Source organism: Parabacteroides sp. An277 (assembly GCF_002159645.1).
Lineage (GTDB): Bacteria > Bacteroidota > Bacteroidia > Bacteroidales > Tannerellaceae > Parabacteroides.
Window position 1 is genome coordinate 54,537 of sequence record NZ_NFJB01000004.1, and the last position, 24,354, is coordinate 78,890.

The following is a 24,354-nucleotide window of genomic DNA, read 5'->3' on the forward strand; positions in this document are numbered from 1 at the left end:
GTAATACACTTCATTTTTGATAAAATTTAATCATCTTCTAAATCATTACAACTATGGACACTAAAGCAAATCAACGACTTCCATTATGGTGGATTCTGATACTGGCTCCTCTTGGATATGCAGGCACGAATCTTTTCCATTGGCTTGCTTCGCCTGAAATACAGGAGCTTACAGGCATAGGGCAATACAGGATATTTTCATTGCTGGTCTATACACTTGCAACTGGAATTGCGGTAATTGTCTATATGGTTCTTCTGAAAAGCCGGGGAATGACAATGAAGGCTGCAGGTTATCGCAGCAGGCTGACATGGAAAGGAGCAATGGCAGCGGTTATTGCAGTCGTTATCGTATCGTTCATTATCTATCCGTTGATAGAAATGGGATTGAGAGCCGCAGGTGTACCAATGTACTGGACAACAGGACAAATCACACCTGTAAGCCAAAATACTCTGCAGGATATGTTGCTCGGCATACTCATCACGGTTATTCTCGCTCCATTGACAGAAGACACGATATTTAGGGGTTATGTATATCAAGCTTTTGCTCAACGTATGCACAAATGGGTGGCGATTGCAGGGTCTTCACTGATATTCGCATTACTGCATATCCAGTTCTTCGGACCCGGAATGGCGATATGGATTCTATTTTTCGGAACGGCATCAGCATGGCTTTACAGCAGGTTTGACAATATATATCCGAGTTTGCTGTTCCATGCCCTCAACAATCTGTGGGCATATATCATACTGCCGATGATTTTTTAATAAATCATTTCAACGCAACGAAGGAACGGAAGCGATTCCCAGCTATTACAGGCAATCTGGGAACTGTGCCGGATACATAATGAACAAAAGACTTACGGAAAAATACACGTGAATACAGAGCTATAAACCAAAATAATATGAGGACAAAATAAGAGAAGGGAGAACCTGACGGTAATACACCGAAGGATTCTCCCTTTTCTTTTACTCTTCAAAAAGCAATAGATATTCTACCTTCCTTTTGCGTTCGATACTCGGAATTATTTTATCTTTTTGCATCGGAAAGAAATATTGAACAATGTAAGCAAAATATGATATCTTTGTAGCGGGTTAAACTATGAGCTAAAACAGGAGTGGAATATTGGAAACAAATTGCATAGAAAAAAGAAGAAACCGCCTATATTGTTACCGCAAGTGAGTTAATAATCAATAAAAGCGTTAAATCTTCACCCTTTAGAATGTACTATTAAAGATTATGACCATATTTCTGACTTATTACTTGTAAACTATTGAGTAATAATCGGCTGTAAATACTGACAGAAAAAAGAACTATCATTTTGATTTAACAGGAGCTTTTAGTAACATTATTGAAGAAAGTGAAGCAATAGAATATGATGATGACGACGATGAGGATGAATTCGATGATGATGACGATGACTAACATCTCATTAATCCATAGCCTTTAAGTTTATTAAAGAAACAGGTCAGGACGCTATATCCTGACCTGTTTTTGATGGTTCGCCCAGCACGAACATACTCTAACCGGTGCAAGTCCGTAACACGCCCGATAGCGGGAAGTGTATAGCCAAGAGCAAGGGTGTCCATCGTGAGATGGAATCTGAAGGAAGCTGGCGGCAAACATCTGGCCTGACGTACAGAAACTTGATATAAGGCTAGTGGGCATGGATAAGACTACCAAACAAGTCAAAGTCCGATAGCTATACGGAAATGCCCAAAGTAAATCAAGCAGGTATAAGATGGAAAGAGCATGTCCTTAACTGGGGAGGTCTCATGGACGTGTGGAGGATGGATTTCCGAATCACGGAGTAAAGCCTGCCATGAGAAGTCAGCCGAGGCCATAGTACCCGATATATTTTTTTCTACTCAACTCGGGGAAGGGCTGAACCATTAGTCAATTGAGCAGTAAATGAAAGTCACTCCATGAAGGGAAGAACGCAGAAAATAACGATGTCAATCGGTAGCCGCCCTCAAAATGATAGCACGGAATGCGAAAGCTATGAGGGGGTGCAGACTTTCATGGACATGACTGAAAACAACCTCAAGGAAGTGCAATTTGAACGTGGAAACCTATTGGAGTTCATCCTCTCGCCGTCGAACCTTAACCTTGCCTACCTGCAAGTTAAGCGGAATCACGGCAGCTGTGGAGTAGACGGATTGTCAACCGAGGAATTGTGTGATTATCTGAAAGGGCACAAAGATGAACTCGTGGAATCCTTGAAATCGGGCAGCTACCGCCCGAACCCCGTCCGTCGGGTAGAAATCCCGAAGGGTGGGGTAAGAACCGTCCGCTAGGAATCCCGACCGTAGTGGACAGGTTAATCCAACAAGCCATCAGCCAAATACTGAGTCCCATCTATGAACGCCAGTTCAGCGACAACAGCTTTGGCTTCCGCCCCCATCGAAGCTGCCACAAGGCATTGAAACGGGCGCAGGAATATATCACCCAAGGCTATACATACTGCGTGTCCCTTGACCTTGAACGCTTCTTCGACACGGTAAACCACGCCATGCTGATAAGGATACTGTCCCACACCATACGTGACGGACGCGTGATATCGCTTATCCACAAGTACCTTACGGCAGGCGTCATGGTCAGACGCAGCTATGAGGAAAGTGTGGAAGGTGTTCCCCAAGGCGGTCCGTTAAGCCCTCTGTTGGCAAACATCATGCTTAACGAGCTTGACAATGAACTCACCCGCAGGGGTCACAAGTTTGTCCGCTATGCAGACGACTGCATGATACTAGTCCGTAGCAAGCGTGCTGCAGAACGTGTCCGTGAGACCATCTCCACTTTTATCGAATCACGGCTTCACCTTAAAGTTAACCGGGAAAAGACAGAAGTGGCCTACGTTGGCGGGGTGAAGTATTTGGGTTATTCCTTCTATATGATGAACGGGAAATGCGGTCTGCGCCTGCATCCCCAATCGGTTGCTAAGATGAAAGTGAAACTGAAAGAGCTGACATCAAGAAGTAATGGTTGGGGTTACGCAAAACTGAAAGACAAGCTGAACCAATTCATCAATGGTTGGATGAACTATTTTAAATTGGCTGATATGCGTAACATCCTCCAAACAACGGATAAATGGCTTCGTCACAGAATCCGGAGTTATGTCTGGAAGAGTTGGAAGAAAGTCGGCGCAAGGTTCAAGAATCTCGTGAGATGTGGCATAGACAGGTGGCGAGCTTGGCAATGGGCCAATACTCGTGGTGGATATTGGAACACGGCAGGAAGTCCGATCCTATGCCGAGCCATGAATAACGAGAGGCTAAAACTTCAAGGCTACCCTTGCCTTGTGGACTTATATGTCAAATTGCATCAGCACTAAGGAACCGCCGTATGCCGAACGGCACGTACGGTGGTGTGAGAGGTCGGAAAACGAAAGTAGGAAGAAAACTACTTCGTTTTCCTCCTACTCGATTTAGTTAAGTCCTAATAGTTAGTTTGCTTTATTTGCTCTCAGCATTAGCTATTGATGCACGTACTCTGCTTAATGTTTCCAATGTCATCTGAAGATATGAAGCAATCATTGTCAAAGGTGCTCTTCTAGTTATTTCAGGAAAATGTTGCTGTAATCTAGCGTATCTGTCATTTGCTGATTCGAAACGTAAATTGTCAGCCTTTAATTGTGATAACATTAATGAATTTTCAAAAAAACTCCGATATAGATAAGCTATATCACCATTAGCATCAGAAAGTTCTTCCATTATATCACGCGGAATTTCCCATAAAACACTGTTTTCTACAGCATCCATCATAAGATGTGTTGGCTCTCGGTTAAAATAGCTGTCAATACACCAGACAACATCTTTTTCACATGCTAAATGTTCTATCACATCCTTATCATGCTTTAGGTAGTGCTGTCTAATAAATCCCTTTTCTATATAAAATAGGCAATTACAGATATCACCTTCATTTAGAATTATATCACCTTTTTGATATTTCTTAGGCTGAATAATATCTGCAAAAAGGCGAATATTCTCCAACTTAAGTTTGCGATTAGGGCATGTTTCAGCTATAATCTGTTTTGCAATGTCAAATTGAATACTCATAGGCTAAAGTTATTTATATCCAACATTTTGTTTCAATTTTGGGTTCAAGTCTATACTTTTTTGTGGAATAGGAAAAACTGTGGTATACCCATTTTTCTCATCAGCCAGTTGGACTCGCTGATCGTATGATTTGTGATAAACTCCAAAACGCACCATATCTTGTCGTCGCCAGCCTTCCCATACTAACTCCAACAAACGCTCTTTCAATATGTTCTCAAGCGTAGCTTCTCGATATGGCATACCAACACGACCTCGGACTTCGTTCAACTCCAACGAGCCATCCTCACCATTACGTACCTTTGCCTCGGACTTCATCAGGAGAGCATCGGCATAGCGGAATAGCACGATGTCGTTATCCGGTTGTCTACCGTCGGAATGTGAGGTCCTATCAACCTCATATTTTGCCATACGAGCACCAGCTGTCTTGACATAGGAGCTTCCCGTAAGATTCAACTTTAGCTCCAATGGGAAATACTCCAACTGCTGTCCATTGTCCATCATTACAGGCTTTCCATCAACCTCTACGATGCCGGCATAGAAGTTCTTTTCAAAGCGAGCATCTACATCATCTGTGCCGTATCCGTTGGCTAAGACTGTTGAGATATTGGCACTGGTACCATTTTCCGATGAGCCACCCAACGCACCGCCATGGTTGTAGTGTCGTGATCGGAAGAGATACCAGAACTGCGCAGCATAGAGGTTCTTATCCAACGGAATGGTGAATATGTTTTCGTTGGAGTTCTCGTTATGCACAGAGAAATTATAGCTATAATCGTCCTCCAACCGATAACCTACCTCGGCAAGTTTATTGCAATATTTGATACAGGTCTGCCAAGCGTTGAGTTTCTCACCATCGACGGTGAAAAATATCTCTTTACCGTTCCGTGGAACGCCATCAGTCCAATTATCATCACAATATATCTCGGCATTAAGAGCCAACTTAGCCAAAAGGAAATTAGCTACAGGTGTTGTTATACGACCATAGTAGTTACCCATCTTATTACTACGCTCATTTGGCAACAACTCGGCAACCTCCTGCAACTCATTCACGATAAAACGGAAAACCTCGCTACGCTCGCTCTGCACAACTTCATCCTGCGGTTGTTCATAGGATGTTACGATGGGCACTCTGCCATACATATCCATAATGTAGTAGTAGAAAAGTGCTCTCAGAGCTCGCACCTCAGCTTCGTAGGCCACTCTCTGCTCCTCAGATAGGTTATGGCTATACTTATCGATGATATGCAGAGATTTGTTCGATAACACAACAACCTTGTAGAGGTATTTCCAAGTATTGTAGAGTGGTAAATCATTAGGACTCCACTTATGCTGATACATATTCGCCCACAAACCTCCATCGTACCAGTCGCCACCACGAATAGGTATCATGGCTTCGTCTGTAGTAAGTGTGTTATAGTCATAAATCCCACGACAGGTCCCCTGTAAACCCTCACTGTCTGCACTGCCACCAATGTAATTGTAGAGCACAGCCACTGCATTAATATATATGTTGTTGGCATTGTTGTAAATGTCTTCTTCATAAAGTTGATCTCTAGGGTCTTCAGTAAGACAAGAGGTCATCATCGTTGCCAAAGCAACCATCAATATGTTTATATATCTTTTCATAACTGTAAGCGGTTAGAATTGAATACTAAGACCTAACGAATAGGTACGATATAAAGGATAGGTGCGTTTGTCGTCAATGCCCAAAGTGTTGCTTACTACATAACTGTTTATCATTGGAGTAAGACCGCTATAGCCTGTGATTGTTGCAAGGTTGCTAATGCCTGCCGAAAGACGCAATGACTTCACAGCCTTGGATTTCATTGGAATATTGTAGCCTATGGTAATATGTTCAATATTTACATAGTCACCTTTTTCCAACCAATAGTCTGAAACATTCTGATCAATAATATTTTTTTCAGGAGCACCCTTCAATACATTGTAGTCAGGGAATATAGACATATTGGTATAAGCCAAGCCCGTGCCATTGAATATCTTATGACCGAAAGCACCATTTATCTGCATGGCAATATCAAAGGACTTGTAACGGAAACTGATGTTTGATCCAATAGTTACCTTGGGGGTTGCCTGACCTGCTATATACCTGTCTCCGCCATCGCTAAAATCAATCTCGCCATCATCATTCAAATCTTCAATATCGTAACTGTAGCCACCAAGTTCATTTTCTTTAAGCCCTTTGCAGTGAGGTAGATAGAATACCCCCAATGGCTGACCTACAATCTGATATACTACATTATTATCTCCACCGTTCTGACCTGCACCATAAAGCGAGCCAATCGGAGTAATATCTGAAGCTGTCATATGCATACCATTATACTCTCCACTAAGCGAAAGTAACTTATTCTTCTGGTAGGACATATTGAAGTTGATATTCATCTCCATATCCTTTCGTTGAATGGGAACTACCGAGATTCCTAGTTCGACACCCTGGTTAGACATCGAGCCGATATTTGCCATCAGTTTATCGAACGCAAAGGTCGGAACGGGAACATCATACTCATAGAGCATATCCGTTGTCTTTGAGTAATATAATTCCGAGGTAAGCATCAACCGATTATCCCATATACCTAAGTCAAAACCGATATTAAATGTTGAACGAGTCTCCCACTTAAGGTCCGGATTCGTGTTGCGTATACTTCCCATTGTTACGGTAGGTGTACCGTTGATGGATACGATACCATTCTCCTTTACGGTATTAAGTGTTGTATAGGATGTTATACCTCCAAGATTTCCTGACCGACCATATCCGGTTCTTAGTTTCAATATTGTTATAAAGTCAGTATCAGAGAGGAAGCCTTCTTTTTTTACATCCCAACCCAGTGATACTGATGGGAAGAATCCGAAAGTATTGTTATCGCTTACCATTGAAGAGCCATCTCCACGGAGTGCTGCCGCAATAGAATATCTATCCTTGTAACTATATGTGACACTACCCATTATTGAAGCAAGTGACGGGTCTTCATAGCTACTGCTCGTACCACCGAAAGGACGCGATGATGTTGCTCCGATGTTATTATAGGAGAAATCATTTGTTGTTATTCCTTTTGCCTGCACCCATAAACCAGTCCTTACCTGTTTAAGATATTCTGCGCCAACAACAGCATCAAGGTGTGAGTCTCCCCAAGCATTGTTATATGAGAGGGACACATTTGTAAAGTAGTCTTCACCCTTGAACTCTCCACGATAAACATTGCCTTGCGCCCACACCCATGTAGGACAAAATTGAGCATTTCCCGTAGATGAATATGAATAAGAGCCGAAAGCCGACAATATCAAATTGTCAAGGATATTAAATTTCAGCCCCAAATGTGTATTGAAATTCCGTTCTTCGGAGTCATTTTTCTCATAGAGGAGTGCTCCGGGGTGGTTGATGTGTGATGCAGCCGAGTTCTTCACCCAGTTGCCATTAACATCAGTTCCTGCTGGATATGTAGGATTCTGTGCAGCTGCCGAGTAAAACAGCATTCGTGTATCGAAAATGTCGTGTATCTTTGACGAGTAGCCATATACACCAAAATCGCCAACTAAGCGACCATCGAAAGCCTTTTGTGTAGCATCAAGTTTTACCACTAAATTTCGGTAATCGTTAACTTTGACAATTGTATTATGATCCATAAAACCGAACGATGCTCGATAGTTTGAGTTTTCCGAACCACCGCTAAAAGCCAAGTGATGCTGATGTATCAAGCCCGTACGAGTAATTACATCGTGAAAATTGGTGTTGTAGCCACCATTATTGTAATCTAATCCAAGTGCCTCTGCTGTAGCTATATACTCCGGGCCGTTGAGCATTTGCAGATGTTTATACATTGACTCGAATCCGTAGTTGCCATCATATGATATTTCGAAACCTCGCCCCGTTCCTTTCTTGGTCTTAATCTCAATTACACCTGAAGCACCACGGGAACCGTACATTGCCGTTTCGGTAGCATTCTTCAAAATAGTGAAACTCTCGATGTCTGCGGGATATATGGTAGATAGCGTAGCGATGTCAGATGTCACTCCGTCAATAATTACTAACGGGTCATTGCCACCCATAATGGATGTGGTACCACGCACACGGATACTATTCAGCATAGCGAGCCTGTCAGTCCCATTAGTGGTGACGTTCACACCGGCAGACTGACCACTCAATACATCCAAAGCATTATTCAATGGTCCCTTCTTGATATTCTCGGGCCTGATATGCTCTAATGATTTAGTCGCCGAAATGGTATCTTGTTTCTCTCTGATATTCTGTACTTGTGCATCAATTTTTTGAGCACTACAGATGAAGAACATTATGACAAGACAAAGACCGACTCTTCCCATCTTGATTCGTTAAATCTCTGTAGATTCCCCAGACCAGACAGTTAATAAATCTTATACGCAATGTATTATAAAGAGGGGGATTGGGAATCTGTACTATTTCCCTGCCTGTCCGTCCGCTTAGCCATTGTATATTTTTTTCTGTTATTTCATATCAGTGATGCTGATAATCCAGGCAAGAACAGAGTAAACATCTACCTCTTTTATACATAAATCCTTTCCAAGGACTTTATAAGCGCAACCATTAACTACATTACATTACAAAGGTAACAATAATTTGTCATTTGAAGAAATTTAGAAAAAAGAAAAAGTCATTATGCGTGATATTTTTTATTTAATTACGACATTTATCAAATACAAAAAATCATAGAAGGACAAAAATCTTTAAATGATTTGATTATAAACAAACTTTAAATAGTTAAATTGCAATAATACTATACCATGGTTGTTCTTTACCTTAATGTAATACTACTGTTATATATCTGGTCATTTATCTCCTTTTGTCGGATGCAAAGGTTGCCAAACCTCTTTTAGAAAACGAAAAGTTCAAGCGGTAAACCATTTGGAGCAGTTTCGTCCTCCGTTGGAGAGTAAACAGCTCCAAAACCTTTTCTTATTCATCGGCTTGGCTGAAAACTGCATCCGGCAACGGAGATAAACGACTGACGAAATAATAGCATAAAACAGCATAGCCCCCCTTAATAAGGCAATTTTATCAATGCTGTTTTCATTCTTTTCAGAGGACTATTATTTTCGACAGAGAGAAATTTGGCAAGCGGCAGATTTCACTCCCTCAAAAATAATAGATTTGAATTGCTGTCCTCTTGCCTTTATTGGAAATTGTAGTACCTTTGTAGTGGCTTGTGCGAACGAGCCAAGCAATGTGGAAAGATGGGAACATCGAACCATCAATAAAGTACCGAAAAGAGGGAAAATACCCTCTACCACCGCTCTTTGAGTGTTAAGAAATAATAAAAAGGTTAAATCTTCACCTTTTAGAATGTACCCCTAAAGGTTATGCCCATATTTCTGACTTATAACTCACAAAATATTGAGTAATAACTGGTTGCAAATACTATGATTAAATCCTCATTAATCCTACATAATGATTACATCATAATTACTAACGTTCTCTCTTTATAGACAATTTTTTCATATTAATCTTTCCTTCCTGACTAATTCAAAAGGGTCCGTTCCTTTTTGTTAGGAACGAACCCTTTACTTATTTTTATATTACACTTTTACAACCAGTAACTACTATTCTGACCAATATGGGTTTTGAACCAAATTAGGATTCAAAACAATATCCTGTTTTGCTATTGGATTATAGTAATATTTAGGTTCAATGAAGTTCCAAGCATTTATTTGTGCAATCATCCGCACATAGCCTTTATCCCCTTCCGTTAATTCATAAGTATTACCATCCAAAATTTCAACTGTCAATTCATACTTTTGCTTATCTTCTTCCGGAATAGCATCAGCTTCTGCTTGGGTCGCTACTAAAGCGTAATCAGGCTCACCATCTCCTGTTAAATCAATATAACCTAATTGTCCTATATACATTCCTTCTGGAGCCTTTTCCAATAGCTTACCACATCCCCACCGCATTAAGTCATCATAACGAAAACCTTCGCAAACCAACTCTATGCGTCTTTCTCTACGTATTTCAAAAACAGCCCCTCGTTGTGTAGAATTTACATTTGAATAACGCTCTGCCTGAACTGGGTCAATATTACTTAACCAATCCGATAAGGTAGCACGAGGTACGCCTGCACGATCACGAATCAAATTAATCGTGTTATCTATATCCTCTTGCGTTAGTTCTCCCAATTCTGCTTTTGCTTCTGCATACATTAAAAGAATTTCGGCATAACGAATCACCGGTAAATCCGTATAAGACAATCCCCAGCTAATCTGATCATACGTACGAGGCTCAAATTTTACTTGTGGATATCCTCCATTAGAAATTTTTTGTCTATGAGGTTCATTCTCTGTTACACGCGTAAAACCTGGCGTCATGAAAGTTTGAGACATACGAGGATCACGGTTTTCAAAAACCTCTGTAAAAGTTTTTGTTTCATATCCAGGTATATCTTGGAATCGTTTAGTTTTTCCATCTTCTATAACCAAATAATCCTCCATCAAATCCCGAGAAAGGCTTGTTTGCCAATCAAGTACAGCTTGAGCATTATGATATCGCCCTAATGATTTGTCATAATCTTCATAGAAAATCATCTCTTTGTTGGTAGAAAGATCTTCGCTGCAAAAAAGGGCTTCATAGGCAGGAATGTCACCCGAAGGCGTAGTAGATAAGCTATAAGAACCTGTATCCATTATCTTTTGGCAAGCTTCAATTGCTATCCGATAAAAACGTTCTGCATCACTTAAGCCTAATTCCGTATGATACTTTCTCCATGAGCCTTCCGACAATGCAATGCGTGCTTGCATCGCTAATGCTCCATCCAACGACCAAACCGTACGGCTTGTTTCTTTATTCTGCATGTGATTCACTGCAAAGTCCAAATCTGCCATAATCGAATCAACAACCATGGCACGAGGATCTTGTGGTTTATAAAGTAATTCCTCGTCTGTTGTTTGCAAATCACGGCTGTACCAAGGAACATCCGAATAAGAGAGCACTTTATCATAATACAATTTGGCTCTAAACATACGTGCTAACCCAACGTAATGGTCAATTTCTGCCTGATCTCCTTCCGCCTGTCCAGCTCTTGCTAACATAAAGTTAACGGTACGGATATCCTCCCAGTTCCATACGCTGGCATTATCCGGATTTAATTCACCACGCATTTTGGTATAAATGCTCGTATTATCAATATAGATCATATTATCTGTTCCCAAGTCCCAATAACTGGAACCGATTAACCCATATAATCCATTCGTATATAGCTCCAAATCCGTCGGATTTCGAAAGAACATCTCTTCTGTAATTGATGTTTCCGGATATTTATCCATAAATTCATCATTACAGCTATTCAAACTAAAAAGGCCAATAACGCTTAATCCAAACGCCTTTATTATATTTCTTTTTACTATCATAATTTCTATTTTAGAACGTTACATTTAAACCAAATGAATAAGAACGTTGCAATGGATACATTTGCCCACCCAAACATTCCGGGTCTATCTTATAATACTTGTACAAACCCGTTATTTCACAAAGATTATCTCCTGAGAAGAATATGCGTAAACGATCGATGTTCATCTTATCAGTCCAAGCTTTAGGTAATGTATAACCTACCGACAAATTTTTCAAACGCGCATAAGTGGCATTCTGTAAATAACGAGTCTGGGCAATTCCTGCCTCATAACCGCTTTGTTCTGCTACATAAGCTTTGAAACGAGGGAAATAACCATTCGGATTTTCTTCGGTCCAACGGTCATAATAATTTCCTTCCGTTATATTCGTCCAAGGTTGTGCATAAATACCCCAAAAATACAAGTCTCCGCTTGGATTATAATTCTTTTTCAATACACCTTGTATAAACATATTAAAGTCAAACCCATTCCATTCAGCATTGAGATTAAAACCAAAAGCATAACGTGCACGGTTATTTCCTATGATGGTATAATCTCCATGGTCTTCACGCGTCCAAGCTCCTTTATTAATTTTGCCATCACCGTTCAAATCCTTAAACTTCAAATCGCCAGGTTCTATCGGTCTGGTTCCAACGTAAGAAGTGACTTCCGTTTGGTCTGCATGATTATCTATATCCTCTTGTGAAGTAAAGAAACCTTCTGTAACTAATCCCCAAATGTCACCAATTTCCCAACCTACATAATAATCATCCAACGTTCCTGTTTCATTCGCAAATTTAGTAATCCATGAGCGGCTATCACCTATATTAAAGCTTAAACCATAATTCAAGTCTTTGCCTGCCAGTTTAAACTGATCGCGCCATGTTACGGTTAAATCCCAGCCAGTTGTTTTTAAGTCGGCTGCATTAGCCAAAGGAACGCTCGTTCCTAATACGTTAGGCAAACTAGCTCCAGCTGTCAACATATCTTGTGTACGACGGATATATCCATCAACAGTCGCCGTTAAACGATTATTAAACAAATTGATATCCATACCCCAGTCGGCTGTCGTAACCGTTTCCCAAGTTAAATCCGAAGAAACAAGTCCTGGAGCACCCACATAAACAGGTTGTTCCCCATTTATTATTTGAGAAATCTTGCCTGAACCCATGGTTGCTAAATACGCATAATAATTTTCCCTCAAATCTTGGTTTCCTAAGCTACCGTAAGAAAAGCGGAACTTTAAAAAATCGATTACATCATGAACGGGTTCAAAGAAATCTTCCTCCGACACGACCCAAGCAATAGAACCGGATGGATTGAATACATATCGAGAATCATGCGGGAAACGGGATGTTCCGTCGTAACGCCCATTAAACGCAACGATATACCTATTATCATACGTATAATTCAAACGTCCAAATCCGCTTCGTAAAGCTATCGTATAAATGTTTTGCCCGACGCTCATATCTCCTGTTGCCAAATCCACAGATGGCAAAGAGGAAGTAATTAATTCTTTACGACTTGCAGATGTATAATTCTCCCGCCAATTTTCTTGATTGTAACCGACCATCGCGGTAAAATCATGCTTATCGTTAAATACTTTATGGAAAGTTGCATACGCATCAAATGTCAAGGTCCGGGCATTTGTGTTATTAAAATAAGCTTGGCTGATTTCGTCTAATACAAATGCTTGTCTTTCCGGTCCATCATAATATTCTATGGGGAGCGAGTAGCCCTCTTCTGCATTCTTTTGTGTCGAATAATTAAATGAACCATTTACCCATAATACATCTTTCAAAATGTCGATTTTGGTCGTAAACTGAGTCGTAAACGTGGTCTTTTGCTGGTTCCAGCGCCCGCCTTCTGCCATTCGGCCAAACACAGACGCGCCGCTTTCTGTCCACGTCCCATCCGGATTGTAAATAACATCCAACGGGTTAATTCGGTTTACTTCCCAATAATAGGAATCTCCTAAATAATTGGGCGAATCATAATCCGAAGTTACATAGCTTGTATTGTTGGCCACATGCCACCAATCCGCCAATTTAAAGTCTAATTTGGAACGTAGATTATAACGGTTGTATTTATCTGTCCCATACTTGACCATACCATCTTGGAAATTATAATTGGCAGAAAAATAATAATTCAATCGATCCGTCTTTCCCGAAATATCAATTGTATGGTTCGTTGAAAAGGCTAAGTTCTTATAGGCTTCTTTGAACCAATCTGTACTTCCGAAATAGGAATATGTTCCGTCTGGATTCAAATAGTAAGGAGACAACGAGGGGTCTTCCGAACGTCTTTGCGCATAAGCCAATTGATCGGCATTATAAAGGTTATACCAAGGATAAGACATGGTATTGCGCGTCGAAGCCACCAAATAGGGATCTGTTATCACATCTGCCATGCTACTCAACTTGCGCATGGCAAAGTTATTATTGTAATTAATCGTCAATTTCTCTTGCCCGGCCGTCTTGGTCGTGACCAAAATGACACCGAAGGCAGCACGAGAACCATAAATAGCTGAAGATGCCGCATCTTTCAAAACGGAAATGCTTCCTATATCGGTCGGGTTCATTCGGTTCAACTCTTCTGCTGTCGAAACGACACCGTCTATTACAACCAATGGATCGCCTCCATTCAAAGAGGTCGTACCACGTATGTTAAACGTAGGGGAATCCGTTGCTTGACCACTTCCTATCGTCACATTCATATTGGCTACCGAACCTTGCAACGCCTGGCCGACGTTCAACACAGGACGGTCGGCCAAAACTTCGGTAGGTACTGTAGCTACCGCACCCGATAGGTCCACTTTCTTCTGTACACCGTAACCTACCACCACCAGTTCGTCCAGCGACTGCGAATCTTCCTGCAACGATATATCAAGGTGTGTTTGATTTCCTACCTTGACTTCCTGCGTCGTATATCCAATGTACGAAATTTGCAAGATAGTTCCTGCCGGCACATTTTCTAAGGTAAAGTTTCCATCCAAGTCGGTTATCGTACCCGTCGTCGTGCCTTTGATGACGACATTCGCGCCTGTCACGGGTCCATACTGGTCTGTCACGGTACCCGTTATACTCCTTCCCTCTTGCTGAAGAATGGTAAGGGCATTGGCATCCGCGTCGACAGACGTGGATGCGCCGCTTCCGGAAGCGGCTTGAGCCACGCTTGCAGAGAACAACATACCTCCCACCAACAAGCGTCCTACTGAAATTGTCAATGTGTTTCTTTTGTCCATTTATGCTATTTTAAAAATTCGGCGCAAAGGTATCCGCTTTTCTTTACAAGAACGTTTCATAAATATTCATAAACGCTACATTATGGTTACATAATAATTACAGCACTCCTCGGCTCTTTCAGTTAAACGCAGATTGATGGAAAAACAATCGAACACAAAAAGGGCGGACACGCGTGTCCGCCCCTGTTAATTATTCATTGTTAATTATTCATTACCACAGCGTGATGGGCTCCGGATATTCCACCACCAGCGGACTGCCGCCGTCGTAGGTCTCGATACGGACTTTATATTGTCCTTCTGTCAAGTCTGGCACCATGGTAAATTCGCAACCGGTCTCTGTGACGTTGGTGATGGTCTCCGGGTTAATCCATTCGATGTAATCCTGATCATTGACAAGCCCGATGACGTGCTCCAACGTACCATCCTGTCCTTTCAATGTGAAGCCTTGATATTCCACGCCGGTTTGCTTGCCTCGCTCAATGCGATGCGGATTCTCCGGGTCGCCCCCCTCTTTTTGGTAAACGGCGGTGATTTCCGGAGTGACGGGAGTAGGTTCGGGTTCGGATTCCGGCTCCTCCTCTTCTTCGTCGTCCGTGCCGGGCTTCACGCCGCGACGCTCCAAGACGTCTTCCAGTTGGGCAATCAGTGAATTGATTTCATCGATGACGGCACCCAGTTCCGTACGCGTTTCTTCGTCTTGCGTCGCGATTTCGTTGGCCAGATAAAGCGCATTAATGGCGTTTACCAAAGACACATACGCGTCGTCCACCTTCGGGCGGATGGTCTTCATCGTCTCTTGTTCGTCGCGCTTGCGTTTCTCGCGCGAACGCGCATTCAGAGTCTCCTTGAAATCCTGGTTCGCCTCGTCCAACTTCGCCACAGCCTCGTCCAAAGCCAGCTCCGTCACAGCCAGTGCGTAAGTGTCCGACTTCAAAACAGCCACCCACGCGTTGATTTCCGCCGTATTTTCCGCATACGACTTGTTGTGGGCATCGGCATAAGGTCTCATGGCATGTTCCAGCAGCTTAGCAGCCGCCTTCTTCGCCTCGATAGGACAATATAAATTACTCTCTATCTGTCCCTTCAAGTAGAGGGCAATCTCATCACGAATACGGTCTTTCGCTTCGATATCTTCCGTCTGTTCGAATCCCGTATTCGGTTTGTAAATGAGTTTTTCCTGCCCAAACCATCCCGTATACGTAGAATATTGCTTCGAAATTTTATATTTCTCCGCAAATTCCGGCGTGATGGCCTCGGTCACGTTCGTATGGTAATCCACATGTTCGCCATTGCGAGCGTTACTTCTTAATTTCCGGGTTATTCCTTTTATCTTTTTCATTATATGTATAATTTAAATTTGTATTCAAAATACTTTCCAGCATGCTGGAATCCTTCGCGACGTGGTCGGCATGCTTTCCAGCATGCTGGAATCTTTCGCGACGTAGCCGGCACGCTTTCCAGCATGCTGGAATCTTTCGCGACGTGGTCGGCACGCTTTCCAGCACGCTGGAATCTTTCGCGACGTGGCCGGCACGCTTTCCAGCATGCTGGAATCCTTCGCGACGTGGCCGGCACGCTTTCCAGCATGCTGGAATCTTTCGCGACGTGGTCGGCACGCTTTCCAGCACGCTGGAATCCTTCGCGACCACGTTTTTTTACCTCCTTATACGATTGCATTCGTGGGCAAAGATAAAGGAGTAAAAGATAAAAGTCAAGACTTTTATTTGTGTTGTTCAACATGTTTTTCTATTTTTCCTGTCCGATGAACGCGCCGGATTCAGACAAACGCGCTGCAAAATTATCATCCACACCCCCGATTTGAATTATTATTTGAAAGAAAAATGCAGAATTTCCTTTTAAATTCTTTGCAAATTGGAAATATTGCCTTACATTTGCAACCGAAATAAAAACAAAAAGCATGTTGAACGAATGGTTGCATATGATTCTTGTCGTGAACTTGTCTGTCGTGAGCCAAGCAGGAGAAAGGTATGCAAGACGTTGAGACGTGCCGCCAATCATGCAAACAGCCTTTCTCCCCACAAGAAGAGAAAGGTTTTTTTATTAATAGAATATGGTAACTGAAAGGAAGATAAAGATGAAGAATCCGTTAAGAAGCGCATACAGCACCGAAGGCCGACGCATGGCCGGGGCACGCGCCCTCTGGTGTGCCAATGGGATGAAAAAAGAACAGTTCGGCAAGCCGATTATTGCCATTGTCAATTCGTTTACCCAGTTTGTGCCGGGGCATGTCCATTTGCATGAAGCCGGACAGCTGGTGAAGGCGGAAATCGAAAAACTGGGATGCTTTGCCGCTGAATTTAACACCATTGCCATCGACGACGGCATCGCGATGGGGCACGACGGCATGCTTTATTCGCTTCCCTCGCGCGACATCATCGCGGATAGCGTAGAATATATGGTAAACGCCCACAAGGCAGACGCGATGGTGTGTATCAGCAATTGCGACAAAATCACGCCGGGCATGCTCATGGCAGCCATGCGGCTCAATATCCCGACGGTGTTCGTCTCGGGCGGCCCCATGGAGGCGGGCGAATGGAACGGGCGGCACCTGGATTTGATTGACGCCATGATTGAAGCCGCCGATACGTCCGTCAGCGACGAGCAGATTGCCGAAGTAGAGCGCCACGCCTGTCCGGGCTGCGGATGCTGTTCGGGCATGTTCACCGCGAACTCGATGAATTGCCTGAACGAAGCCATCGGGCTGGCCCTTCCGGGAAACGGGACGATTGTAGCGACGCACAAGAACCGCGTCCAACTGTTTAAAGATGCCGCGAAACTCATCGTCGAAAATGCGTATAAATATTATGAAGAGGGAGACGCCTCCGTCCTGCCGCGCAGCATCGCCACACGGCAAGCCTTCCTGAACGCGATGTCGCTGGACATTGCCATGGGCGGCTCGACGAACACGGTGCTCCATCTTTTAGCCGTGGCGCACGAAGCGGAAGCGGACTTCACGATGGACGATATCGACCAGCTCTCGCGCCGGATTCCTTGCCTCTGCAAAGTAGCCCCCAATACCCCTGTCTACCATGTGCAAGACGTGAACCGCGCAGGGGGCATCCTTTCCATCATGCACGAACTCCTGAAGGCGGGCTTGGTAGACGGCAAGACGAAACGGGTAGACGGGAAAACCTTGGCCGAGGCCATCGATGAATATGCCATCACGTCGCCGCACGTCACCGCAGCAGCCTTGCAGAAATACAAAAGCGCGCCCGGCCATCAATTCTGCATCCAAATGGGCGCACAAGAAAATTACTATCAAGAATTAGACACCGACCGGACAGCCGGTTGCATCCGCGACATTGCCCACGCCTATTCGAAAGATGGCGGATTGGCCGTATTGAAAGGAAACATCGCTGAGGACGGATGCGTAGTCAAGACGGCAGGCGTAGATGAAAGTATCTGGAAATTTACAGGACCGGCAAAGGTGTTCGATTCGCAAGAAGCAGCCTGCGAAGGCATCTTGGGCGGGAAAGTCCAGGCGGGCGATGTGGTAGTCATCCTCTACGAAGGACCGAAAGGAGGACCTGGCATGCAAGAGATGCTCTACCCTACCTCCTATATCAAGAGCCGTCATTTAGGAAAAGCCTGCGCGCTGATTACGGACGGACGTTTCAGTGGAGGGACATCAGGCCTCTCCATCGGACATATCTCTCCCGAAGCGGCCGCGGGTGGAAACATCGGCCTGGTGAAAGAGGGCGACCTCATCGAGATAAACATTCCGGAAAGAAGCATCCGGGTCCAGCTCTCCGACGAAGAGCTGGCCAAACGACGTCAGGCGGAAGAGGCACGCGGCCCGAAAGCCTTCACGCCTCCTGTTCGCCAACGGGAAGTATCCAAGGCATTAAAAGCCTACGCAAAAATGGTTTCGTCGGCCGACAAAGGCGGTGTTAGAATAATCGATTAAAGAAAAAGTTATGGAAAAAGAAATGTTAACAGGAGCGGAAATATTGATGCGCTCGTTGGAGCGTGAAGGGGTACAAACACTCTTTGGGTATCCGGGCGGAGCTATTATCCCCGTGTTCGATGCCTTGTATGACCATCGCGAAAAACTCCACCACATATTAGTACGCCACGAACAAGCGGCTGCCCATGCCGCACAAGGATATGCGCGCTCGTCGGGCAAGACAGGCGTTTGCTTGGTCACCAGCGGACCAGGTGCGACCAATACTATCACCGGTATTGCCGACGCCATGATAGATAGCACGCCGATTGTCGTCATTGCCGGACAAGTAGCCACCGGATTTTTAGGAACAGACGCATTCCAAGAGGTCGATTTGGTAGGCATTACGCAACCTATCTCGAAATGGAGTTACCAAATCCGCCGGGCAGAAGACATCGCATGGGCTGTCTCACGCGCTTTTTATATTGCACGGAGCGGACGGCCGGGTCCTGTGGTATTGGATTTTAGTAAAAATGCGCAAACCGAACAAGCGGAATATGAACCGGTGACCGTCGATTTCATTCGTAGTTACGACCCCGACCCTGAGATAGATTACAAACAAATCGCAGAGGCCGTGGCACTCATCAACGAAGCGAAGAAACCTTTTGCCTTGGTAGGACAAGGCGTAGAATTGGGAAACGCCCAATCAGAATTGCAACAATTCATCGAGAAAACAGATATTCCATGCGGATGCACTATGTTGGGGCTTTCTGCCTTGCCTTCCAACCATCGGTTGAACAAAGGCATGCTCGGAATGCATGGAAATTTAGGCCCGAACATCAAGACCAACGAATGCGATGTACTTATTGCTATCGGCATGCGTTTCGACGACCGTGTTACAGGTAAATTAGAGACCTATGCCAAGCAAGCTAAAATCATACATTTGGATATAGACCCTTCGGAAATTGGAAAAAACGTGCCGGTTACAGTTCCTCTCTTAGGAGATTGTAAGAAGACATTAGCGCTTTTGACCGAGCTTGTCCAAGCCCATAAACATACCGACTGGATTGAAAGTTTCCACTCCTACGAAGAAACCGAGTTCAACCAAGTCATTAAGCGGGAAGTATATCCGACGGAAGGACCGCTCAATATGGGCGAAGTTGTTCATGCCGTAAGCGAGGCAACCCGCCATGATGCGCTCCTGGTAACGGATGTGGGACAGAACCAAATGATGGCGTGTCGCTATTTCAAGTTCTCACGCCAGCGGAGCATTATCACTTCGGGAGGTATGGGAACGATGGGATTCGGACTCCCGGCAGCTATTGGGGCTACCTTCGGACGTCCCGACCGTACAGTATGTTTATTCTTAGGCGACGGCGGACTTCAAATGACTCTTCAGGAATTCGGTACCATTATGGAGCAACGAGCCCCGGTTAAAATCATTCTCTTAAACAATAATTATTTGGGGAACGTACGTCAGTGGCAAGCGCTGTTCTATGCGCATCGTTATTCTTTCACGCCCATGATGAATCCGGATTATCAGCAAATTGCAGCAGCGTACGGTATCCCTTCGCGACGCGTCATGAAGCGAGAGGAATTGGAAGAGGCTATCCAGGAAATGCTCACGACCGACGGTCCCTTCTTCCTCGAAGCGTGCGTAATAGAAGAAGGCAATGTGCTGCCCATGACTTTGCCGGGTAATTCTGTCAATCAAATGTTATTAGAATGTTAATGTAAAGCGTATGGAAAATAAGACATTATATACCATCATCGTCCATTCGGAGAATATTGCCGGTATCTTAAACCAAATCACGGCTGTATTTACCCGTCGGCAAATCAACATTGAAAGCCTGAACGTATCGGCTTCGTCTATCCAAGGCGTACATAAATATACGATTACCTGCTGGACTACGCCCGATATCATCGAAAAGGTAGTGAAGCAAATCGAGAAAAAGATGGATGTCATCCAGGCTCATTACTTCACTGATTCGGAGATTTTCCAACATGAAGTGGCTTTATATAAAGTATCGACGCCAGAGTTTCAAAACAACCCGATGGCTTCTCACATCATTCGCCGCTATAACGCGCACATTGTCGAGGTGAACCCGATTTTCTCGATTGTGGTCATGGCGGGATTAAGCGATGCCATCACGTCGCTCTACCAAGAATTGCAATCGGTCAACTGTGTCCTTCAGTTCGTCCGCTCTGGAAGGATTGCCGTATCGACCAGTTGCTTTGAGCGGGTCAATGAATACTTAGCGCATCGTCTCGAACGATACCAAAAGGAGAGGCAAACGAAATAAGTTAGAATCAAAATCGTTTATCGTTAGAATCAAAAACGATTATAGTTTACATCGCAAGGAATGACAAGCAAGAATGGAAACAACTACAACGCTAAATAAAATAGGTTCTTATTCATTTGTCGCGGAACCTTTCCACGTGGATTTTACGGGAAAGTTAACGCTCGGCGTGCTGGGTAACCACTTGTTGAATTGCGCAGGGTTTCATGCAGAGGAACGAGGTTTCGGCATGGCTACCTTAAACGAGCAACATTATACATGGGTCCTTTCCCGTTTGGCGATAGAAATGGAAGAGATGCCCTATCAATATGAACCGTTTACGATTCAAACATGGGTAGAGAACGTGTATCGCCTCTTCACCGACCGTAATTTCGCGATCTTGAATAAGGAAGGAAAGGCGATAGGATATGCCCGTTCGGTATGGGCGATGATTAGCATGGAAGATAGGAAGCCCATCGACCTGTTGAGCTTGCACGGCGGGAGTATTACAGATTATATCTGCGATAAGCCTTGTCCCATCGACAAGCCCGGGCGCATCAAAATTTCCGTTCAAGAACCCGCCGCCCTGCATCAAGCAAGGTATAGCGACATTGATGTGAACGGACACGTGAATAGCATTAAATACATCGAGCACATCCTCGATTTATTCCCGCTTGAACGTTTCCGCCATCAATTCGTCCGTCGTTTTGAGATGGCGTATGTGGCGGAAAGTTATTACGGCGATACGCTCTGTTTTTATCCGGAGCAGAAAGGGGAACTTGAGCAGGACATAGAGGTTCGTAAGAACCACGCGGACGTGGTAGTCCGAAGCAAAATAATTTTTGCGTGAAATAAGAAGAAACATGTTTATTTTTAAAATAAGAAGAAAATGGCAATTATGAATTTTGGCGGGGTCAATGAAAACGTAGTGACCCGCGAAGAATTTCCTTTGGAAAAAGCAAGAGAAGTGTTGAAAGATGAAGTAATCGCGGTCCTCGGATATGGCGTCCAGGGACCCGGGCAGAGTTTAAACCTCCGCGATAACGGTTTCAACGTGATTGTCGGACAACGTCCGGGCAAGACTTATGACAAGGCCGTGGCGGATGGTTGGGTTCCGGGCGAGACGCTCTTCGGCATCGAAGAGGCGTGCGAACGCGCTACCATCATCCAGGTATTGCTCTCGGATGCGGCACAAATCCAGTGCTGGCCGACGATTAAGAAACACCTGACGGCCGGGAAAGCTCTCTACTTCTCGCACGGTTTCGCCATCACGTATAGCGACCGTACGCACATCGTACCGCCCGCAGATGTGGATGTGATTATGATTGCGCCGAAGGGTTCGGGGACTTCGCTCCGTCGTATGTTCCTTCAGGGACGCGGGTTGAACTCCAGCTATGCTATCTACCAGGATGCGACAGGCCGCGCGTGGGAGCGTGTCATTGCGCTCGGTATCGGCGTGGGCTCCGGCTACCTGTTCGAGACGACTTTCAAGAAAGAGGTTTACTCCGACTTGACAGGCGAGCGGGGTACCTTGATGGGCGCTATCCAGGGCTTGCTGTTGGCGCAGTATGAAACGCTTCGCGAACATGGCCACGAGCCGTCGGAAGCTTTCAACGAGACCGTGGAAGAGCTGACACAGTCGCTGATGCCCCTCTTCGGGGAAAACGGTATGGATTGGATGTATGCCAACTGTTCTACCACCGCTCAGCGCGGCGCGTTGGATTGGATGGGCCCGTTCCACGATGCCGTCAAGCCGGTCTTTGAGAAGCTTTACAACGAAGTAGCTTGCGGAAACGAAGCGCAACGTTCGATTGACTCCAATTCGCAGCCAGACTATCGCGAGAAACTGAACGCCGAGCTGAAGGCTTTACACGACAGCGAGATGTGGCAAGCCGGAGCGGTAGTGCGCAAACTGCGTCCGGAGAATAACTAATCCAATTTTTTTCCCTACCTTTGCCCCGCTTGGGGCAAGATAGTGTTTTGTAATCCTCATCGGAGGGCAACAGGTGCCGGATAAGATGACTGGGTAAAACCATTCAGCTTGTCCGGCATTGTTATGTTTATTACCAAAGGAATGTTTTATGAAGAAAGAATTGGATTTGACAACGGGCAAGGTCCCGAAGGTGCTGCTTCAGTTTGCGGTGCCTTATTTGTTGGCGAATCTCCTGCAGGCGTTGTATGGAGGGGCGGATTTGTTTGTCGTGGGCATGTATGATGATGCAGCCAGTGTGGCGGGCGTGGCGATTGGAAGTCAGGTGATGCAGACCGTCACGGGCATTATCTTGGGGCTCACTACAGGCGTGACGGTGCTTATTGGTATTGCGACAGGCGCGCGCAACGAGCGGGATTTAGCGTCTATCATGGGCTCCTCTATCTGGCTTTTCGCAGGGTTGGGATTGTTATTGACGGTCTGCATGACGGTGTTTCACAATGCCATTGCCCTCTTGATGCATACGCCCGTCGAGGCGATGCGCGATACGCAACATTATCTCCTCATTTGCGCGCTGGGTATCCCTTTCATTATTGGCTATAATGTGGTGTGCGGTATTCTGCGCGGTTTGGGGGATTCGCGGACGCCGCTCTACTTCGTGGCGTTGGCTTGTGCGATAAATGTCCTGCTCGATTTTCTATTGGTGGGGGGATTCCACTTGCGGGCTATGGGTGCCGCTATCGCGACGGTCGCTTCGCAGGGGATTAGCTTTGCTACGGCTTTGGGCTTTCTCTATCGGCGCGGATTTCATTTCCCCTTCTCGCGGCGCGATATCCGCTTGAATCCTCAACATGCCAAACGCATCTTGCTGCTGGGTGCGCCGATTGCTCTCCAGGATGCGCTTGTCAACGTATCGTTTCTTATCATTACAGTCATTGTCAACCAGATGGGCGTGATTGCGTCGGCGGCACTGGGCGTAGTCGAAAAAATCATTGTCTTTGCGATGTTGCCTCCGATGGCTATCTCGTCGGCCGTGGCAGCCATGACGGCCCAAAACTACGGGGCGGGACTGACCGAGCGGATGCGGCGTTGCCTCTGGTCGGGGATAGGCATGGCGCTGGTGTTTGGTGTTTCAGTTTGTCTCTATTCCCAATTCTGGCCGGAGACTTTAACGGGTATTTTCACGCGCGACGCGGATGTTATTGCCATGGGTGCGACCTATCTACATGGCTACAGCCTCGATTGCGTCATTGTCAGCTTTGTATTCTGTATCAATTCCTATTTCAGCGGGCAAGGCAATTCTTGGTTTCCGATGATACACAGTCTCATTGCCACCTTCCTTTTCCGCATACCCCTCTCGTGGGCTTTCAGTCATATCGACTCTACTTCGTTGCTATGGATGGGCTTTGCGCCGCCACTCTCCACGATGGTATCGCTCCTCATCTGCTTCTGGTATATGCATAGACAAGCCAGAATAGAACCTAAAATTTAGGATGCGGAGACTTTCGGGACACTCCCGAAATCTTCCCGCAACCTGCGGCGGACTTTCGGGACACCCCCGAAACCTTCACGCAACCTGC

The 24,354-nt window shown here is 44.9% G+C and carries 15 protein-coding genes and 1 pseudogene; 8 read left to right on the top strand and 8 right to left on the bottom strand.

Annotated elements, in window-relative coordinates; translation table 11 throughout:
- Nucleotides 1-53 precede the first annotated feature (53 nt).
- Both B5F77_RS02550 and ltrA read left to right on the top strand, forming a co-directional pair.
- On the top strand, nt 54-761 hold the full coding sequence (locus B5F77_RS02550) for a CPBP family intramembrane glutamic endopeptidase (RefSeq protein ID WP_087327195.1): 708 nt from the start codon (nt 54-56) through the stop codon (nt 759-761).
- A 1,158-nt stretch (nt 762-1,919) separates the two neighbouring features.
- Nucleotides 1,920-3,325: pseudogene (gene ltrA / locus B5F77_RS02560) on the top strand (group II intron reverse transcriptase/maturase).
- A gap of 121 nt (nt 3,326-3,446) precedes the next feature.
- Here the strand turns inward: ltrA and B5F77_RS02565 are convergent.
- The 8 genes from B5F77_RS02565 to B5F77_RS02605 all read right to left on the bottom strand — a co-directional run bounded on the left by B5F77_RS02565 (nt 3,447) and on the right by B5F77_RS02605 (nt 16,680).
- Nucleotides 3,447-4,049 (bottom strand): Crp/Fnr family transcriptional regulator, encoded by a 603-nt coding sequence (locus B5F77_RS02565; protein ID WP_087327198.1) that lies wholly within the window; start codon nt 4,047-4,049, stop codon nt 3,447-3,449.
- Between the two features lie 9 nt (nt 4,050-4,058).
- Nucleotides 4,059-5,675: a RagB/SusD family nutrient uptake outer membrane protein gene (locus B5F77_RS02570; protein WP_075318037.1), complete on the bottom strand. Its 1,617-nt coding sequence runs from the start codon at nt 5,673-5,675 to the stop codon at nt 4,059-4,061.
- Nucleotides 5,676-5,687: 12 nt separating this feature from the next.
- A complete protein-coding gene (locus B5F77_RS02575; RefSeq protein ID WP_087327202.1) occupies nt 5,688-8,384 on the bottom strand; it encodes a SusC/RagA family TonB-linked outer membrane protein in 2,697 nt (898 codons plus the stop codon).
- Between the two features lie 1,254 nt (nt 8,385-9,638).
- Entirely contained in the window at nt 9,639-11,438 is a 1,800-nt protein-coding gene (locus B5F77_RS02585; RefSeq protein ID WP_087327204.1) for a RagB/SusD family nutrient uptake outer membrane protein, read from the bottom strand.
- A gap of 10 nt (nt 11,439-11,448) precedes the next feature.
- A complete protein-coding gene (locus B5F77_RS02590) occupies nt 11,449-14,661 on the bottom strand; it encodes a TonB-dependent receptor (protein WP_239445712.1) in 3,213 nt (1,070 codons plus the stop codon).
- A gap of 211 nt (nt 14,662-14,872) precedes the next feature.
- The gene (locus B5F77_RS02595) at nt 14,873-16,000 is read right to left on the bottom strand and encodes a DUF6261 family protein (RefSeq protein ID WP_087327207.1); all 1,128 of its coding nucleotides are present in this window, start codon (nt 15,998-16,000) and stop codon (nt 14,873-14,875) included.
- Complete coding sequence (locus tag B5F77_RS02600; RefSeq protein ID WP_140392797.1) at nt 16,000-16,401, bottom strand: hypothetical protein; 402 nt, start codon at nt 16,399-16,401, stop codon at nt 16,000-16,002. The genes B5F77_RS02595 and B5F77_RS02600 overlap by 1 nt, the downstream gene beginning before the upstream one ends.
- A 6-nt stretch (nt 16,402-16,407) precedes the next feature.
- Entirely contained in the window at nt 16,408-16,680 is a 273-nt protein-coding gene (locus tag B5F77_RS02605; protein ID WP_087327214.1) for a hypothetical protein, read from the bottom strand.
- Between the two features lie 76 nt (nt 16,681-16,756).
- Between B5F77_RS02605 and ilvD the strand changes: the two genes are divergently transcribed.
- The 6 genes from ilvD to B5F77_RS02635 all read left to right on the top strand — a co-directional run bounded on the left by ilvD (nt 16,757) and on the right by B5F77_RS02635 (nt 24,266).
- Complete coding sequence (ilvD, locus tag B5F77_RS02610) at nt 16,757-18,589, top strand: dihydroxy-acid dehydratase (RefSeq protein WP_087327217.1); 1,833 nt, start codon at nt 16,757-16,759, stop codon at nt 18,587-18,589.
- A gap of 10 nt (nt 18,590-18,599) precedes the next feature.
- The gene (gene ilvB, locus B5F77_RS02615; RefSeq protein WP_087327220.1) at nt 18,600-20,297 is read left to right on the top strand and encodes a biosynthetic-type acetolactate synthase large subunit; all 1,698 of its coding nucleotides are present in this window, start codon (nt 18,600-18,602) and stop codon (nt 20,295-20,297) included.
- Between the two features lie 10 nt (nt 20,298-20,307).
- Entirely contained in the window at nt 20,308-20,868 is a 561-nt protein-coding gene (gene ilvN, locus B5F77_RS02620) for an acetolactate synthase small subunit (RefSeq protein WP_087327223.1), read from the top strand.
- 73 nt (nt 20,869-20,941) lie between these two features.
- Entirely contained in the window at nt 20,942-21,694 is a 753-nt protein-coding gene (locus B5F77_RS02625; RefSeq protein ID WP_087327224.1) for an acyl-ACP thioesterase domain-containing protein, read from the top strand.
- A gap of 39 nt (nt 21,695-21,733) precedes the next feature.
- Entirely contained in the window at nt 21,734-22,777 is a 1,044-nt protein-coding gene (ilvC, locus tag B5F77_RS02630) for a ketol-acid reductoisomerase (protein ID WP_087327225.1), read from the top strand.
- Nucleotides 22,778-22,925: 148 nt separating this feature from the next.
- On the top strand, nt 22,926-24,266 hold the full coding sequence (locus B5F77_RS02635; RefSeq protein ID WP_087327226.1) for an MATE family efflux transporter: 1,341 nt from the start codon (nt 22,926-22,928) through the stop codon (nt 24,264-24,266).
- Nucleotides 24,267-24,354: the final 88 nt, after the last annotated feature.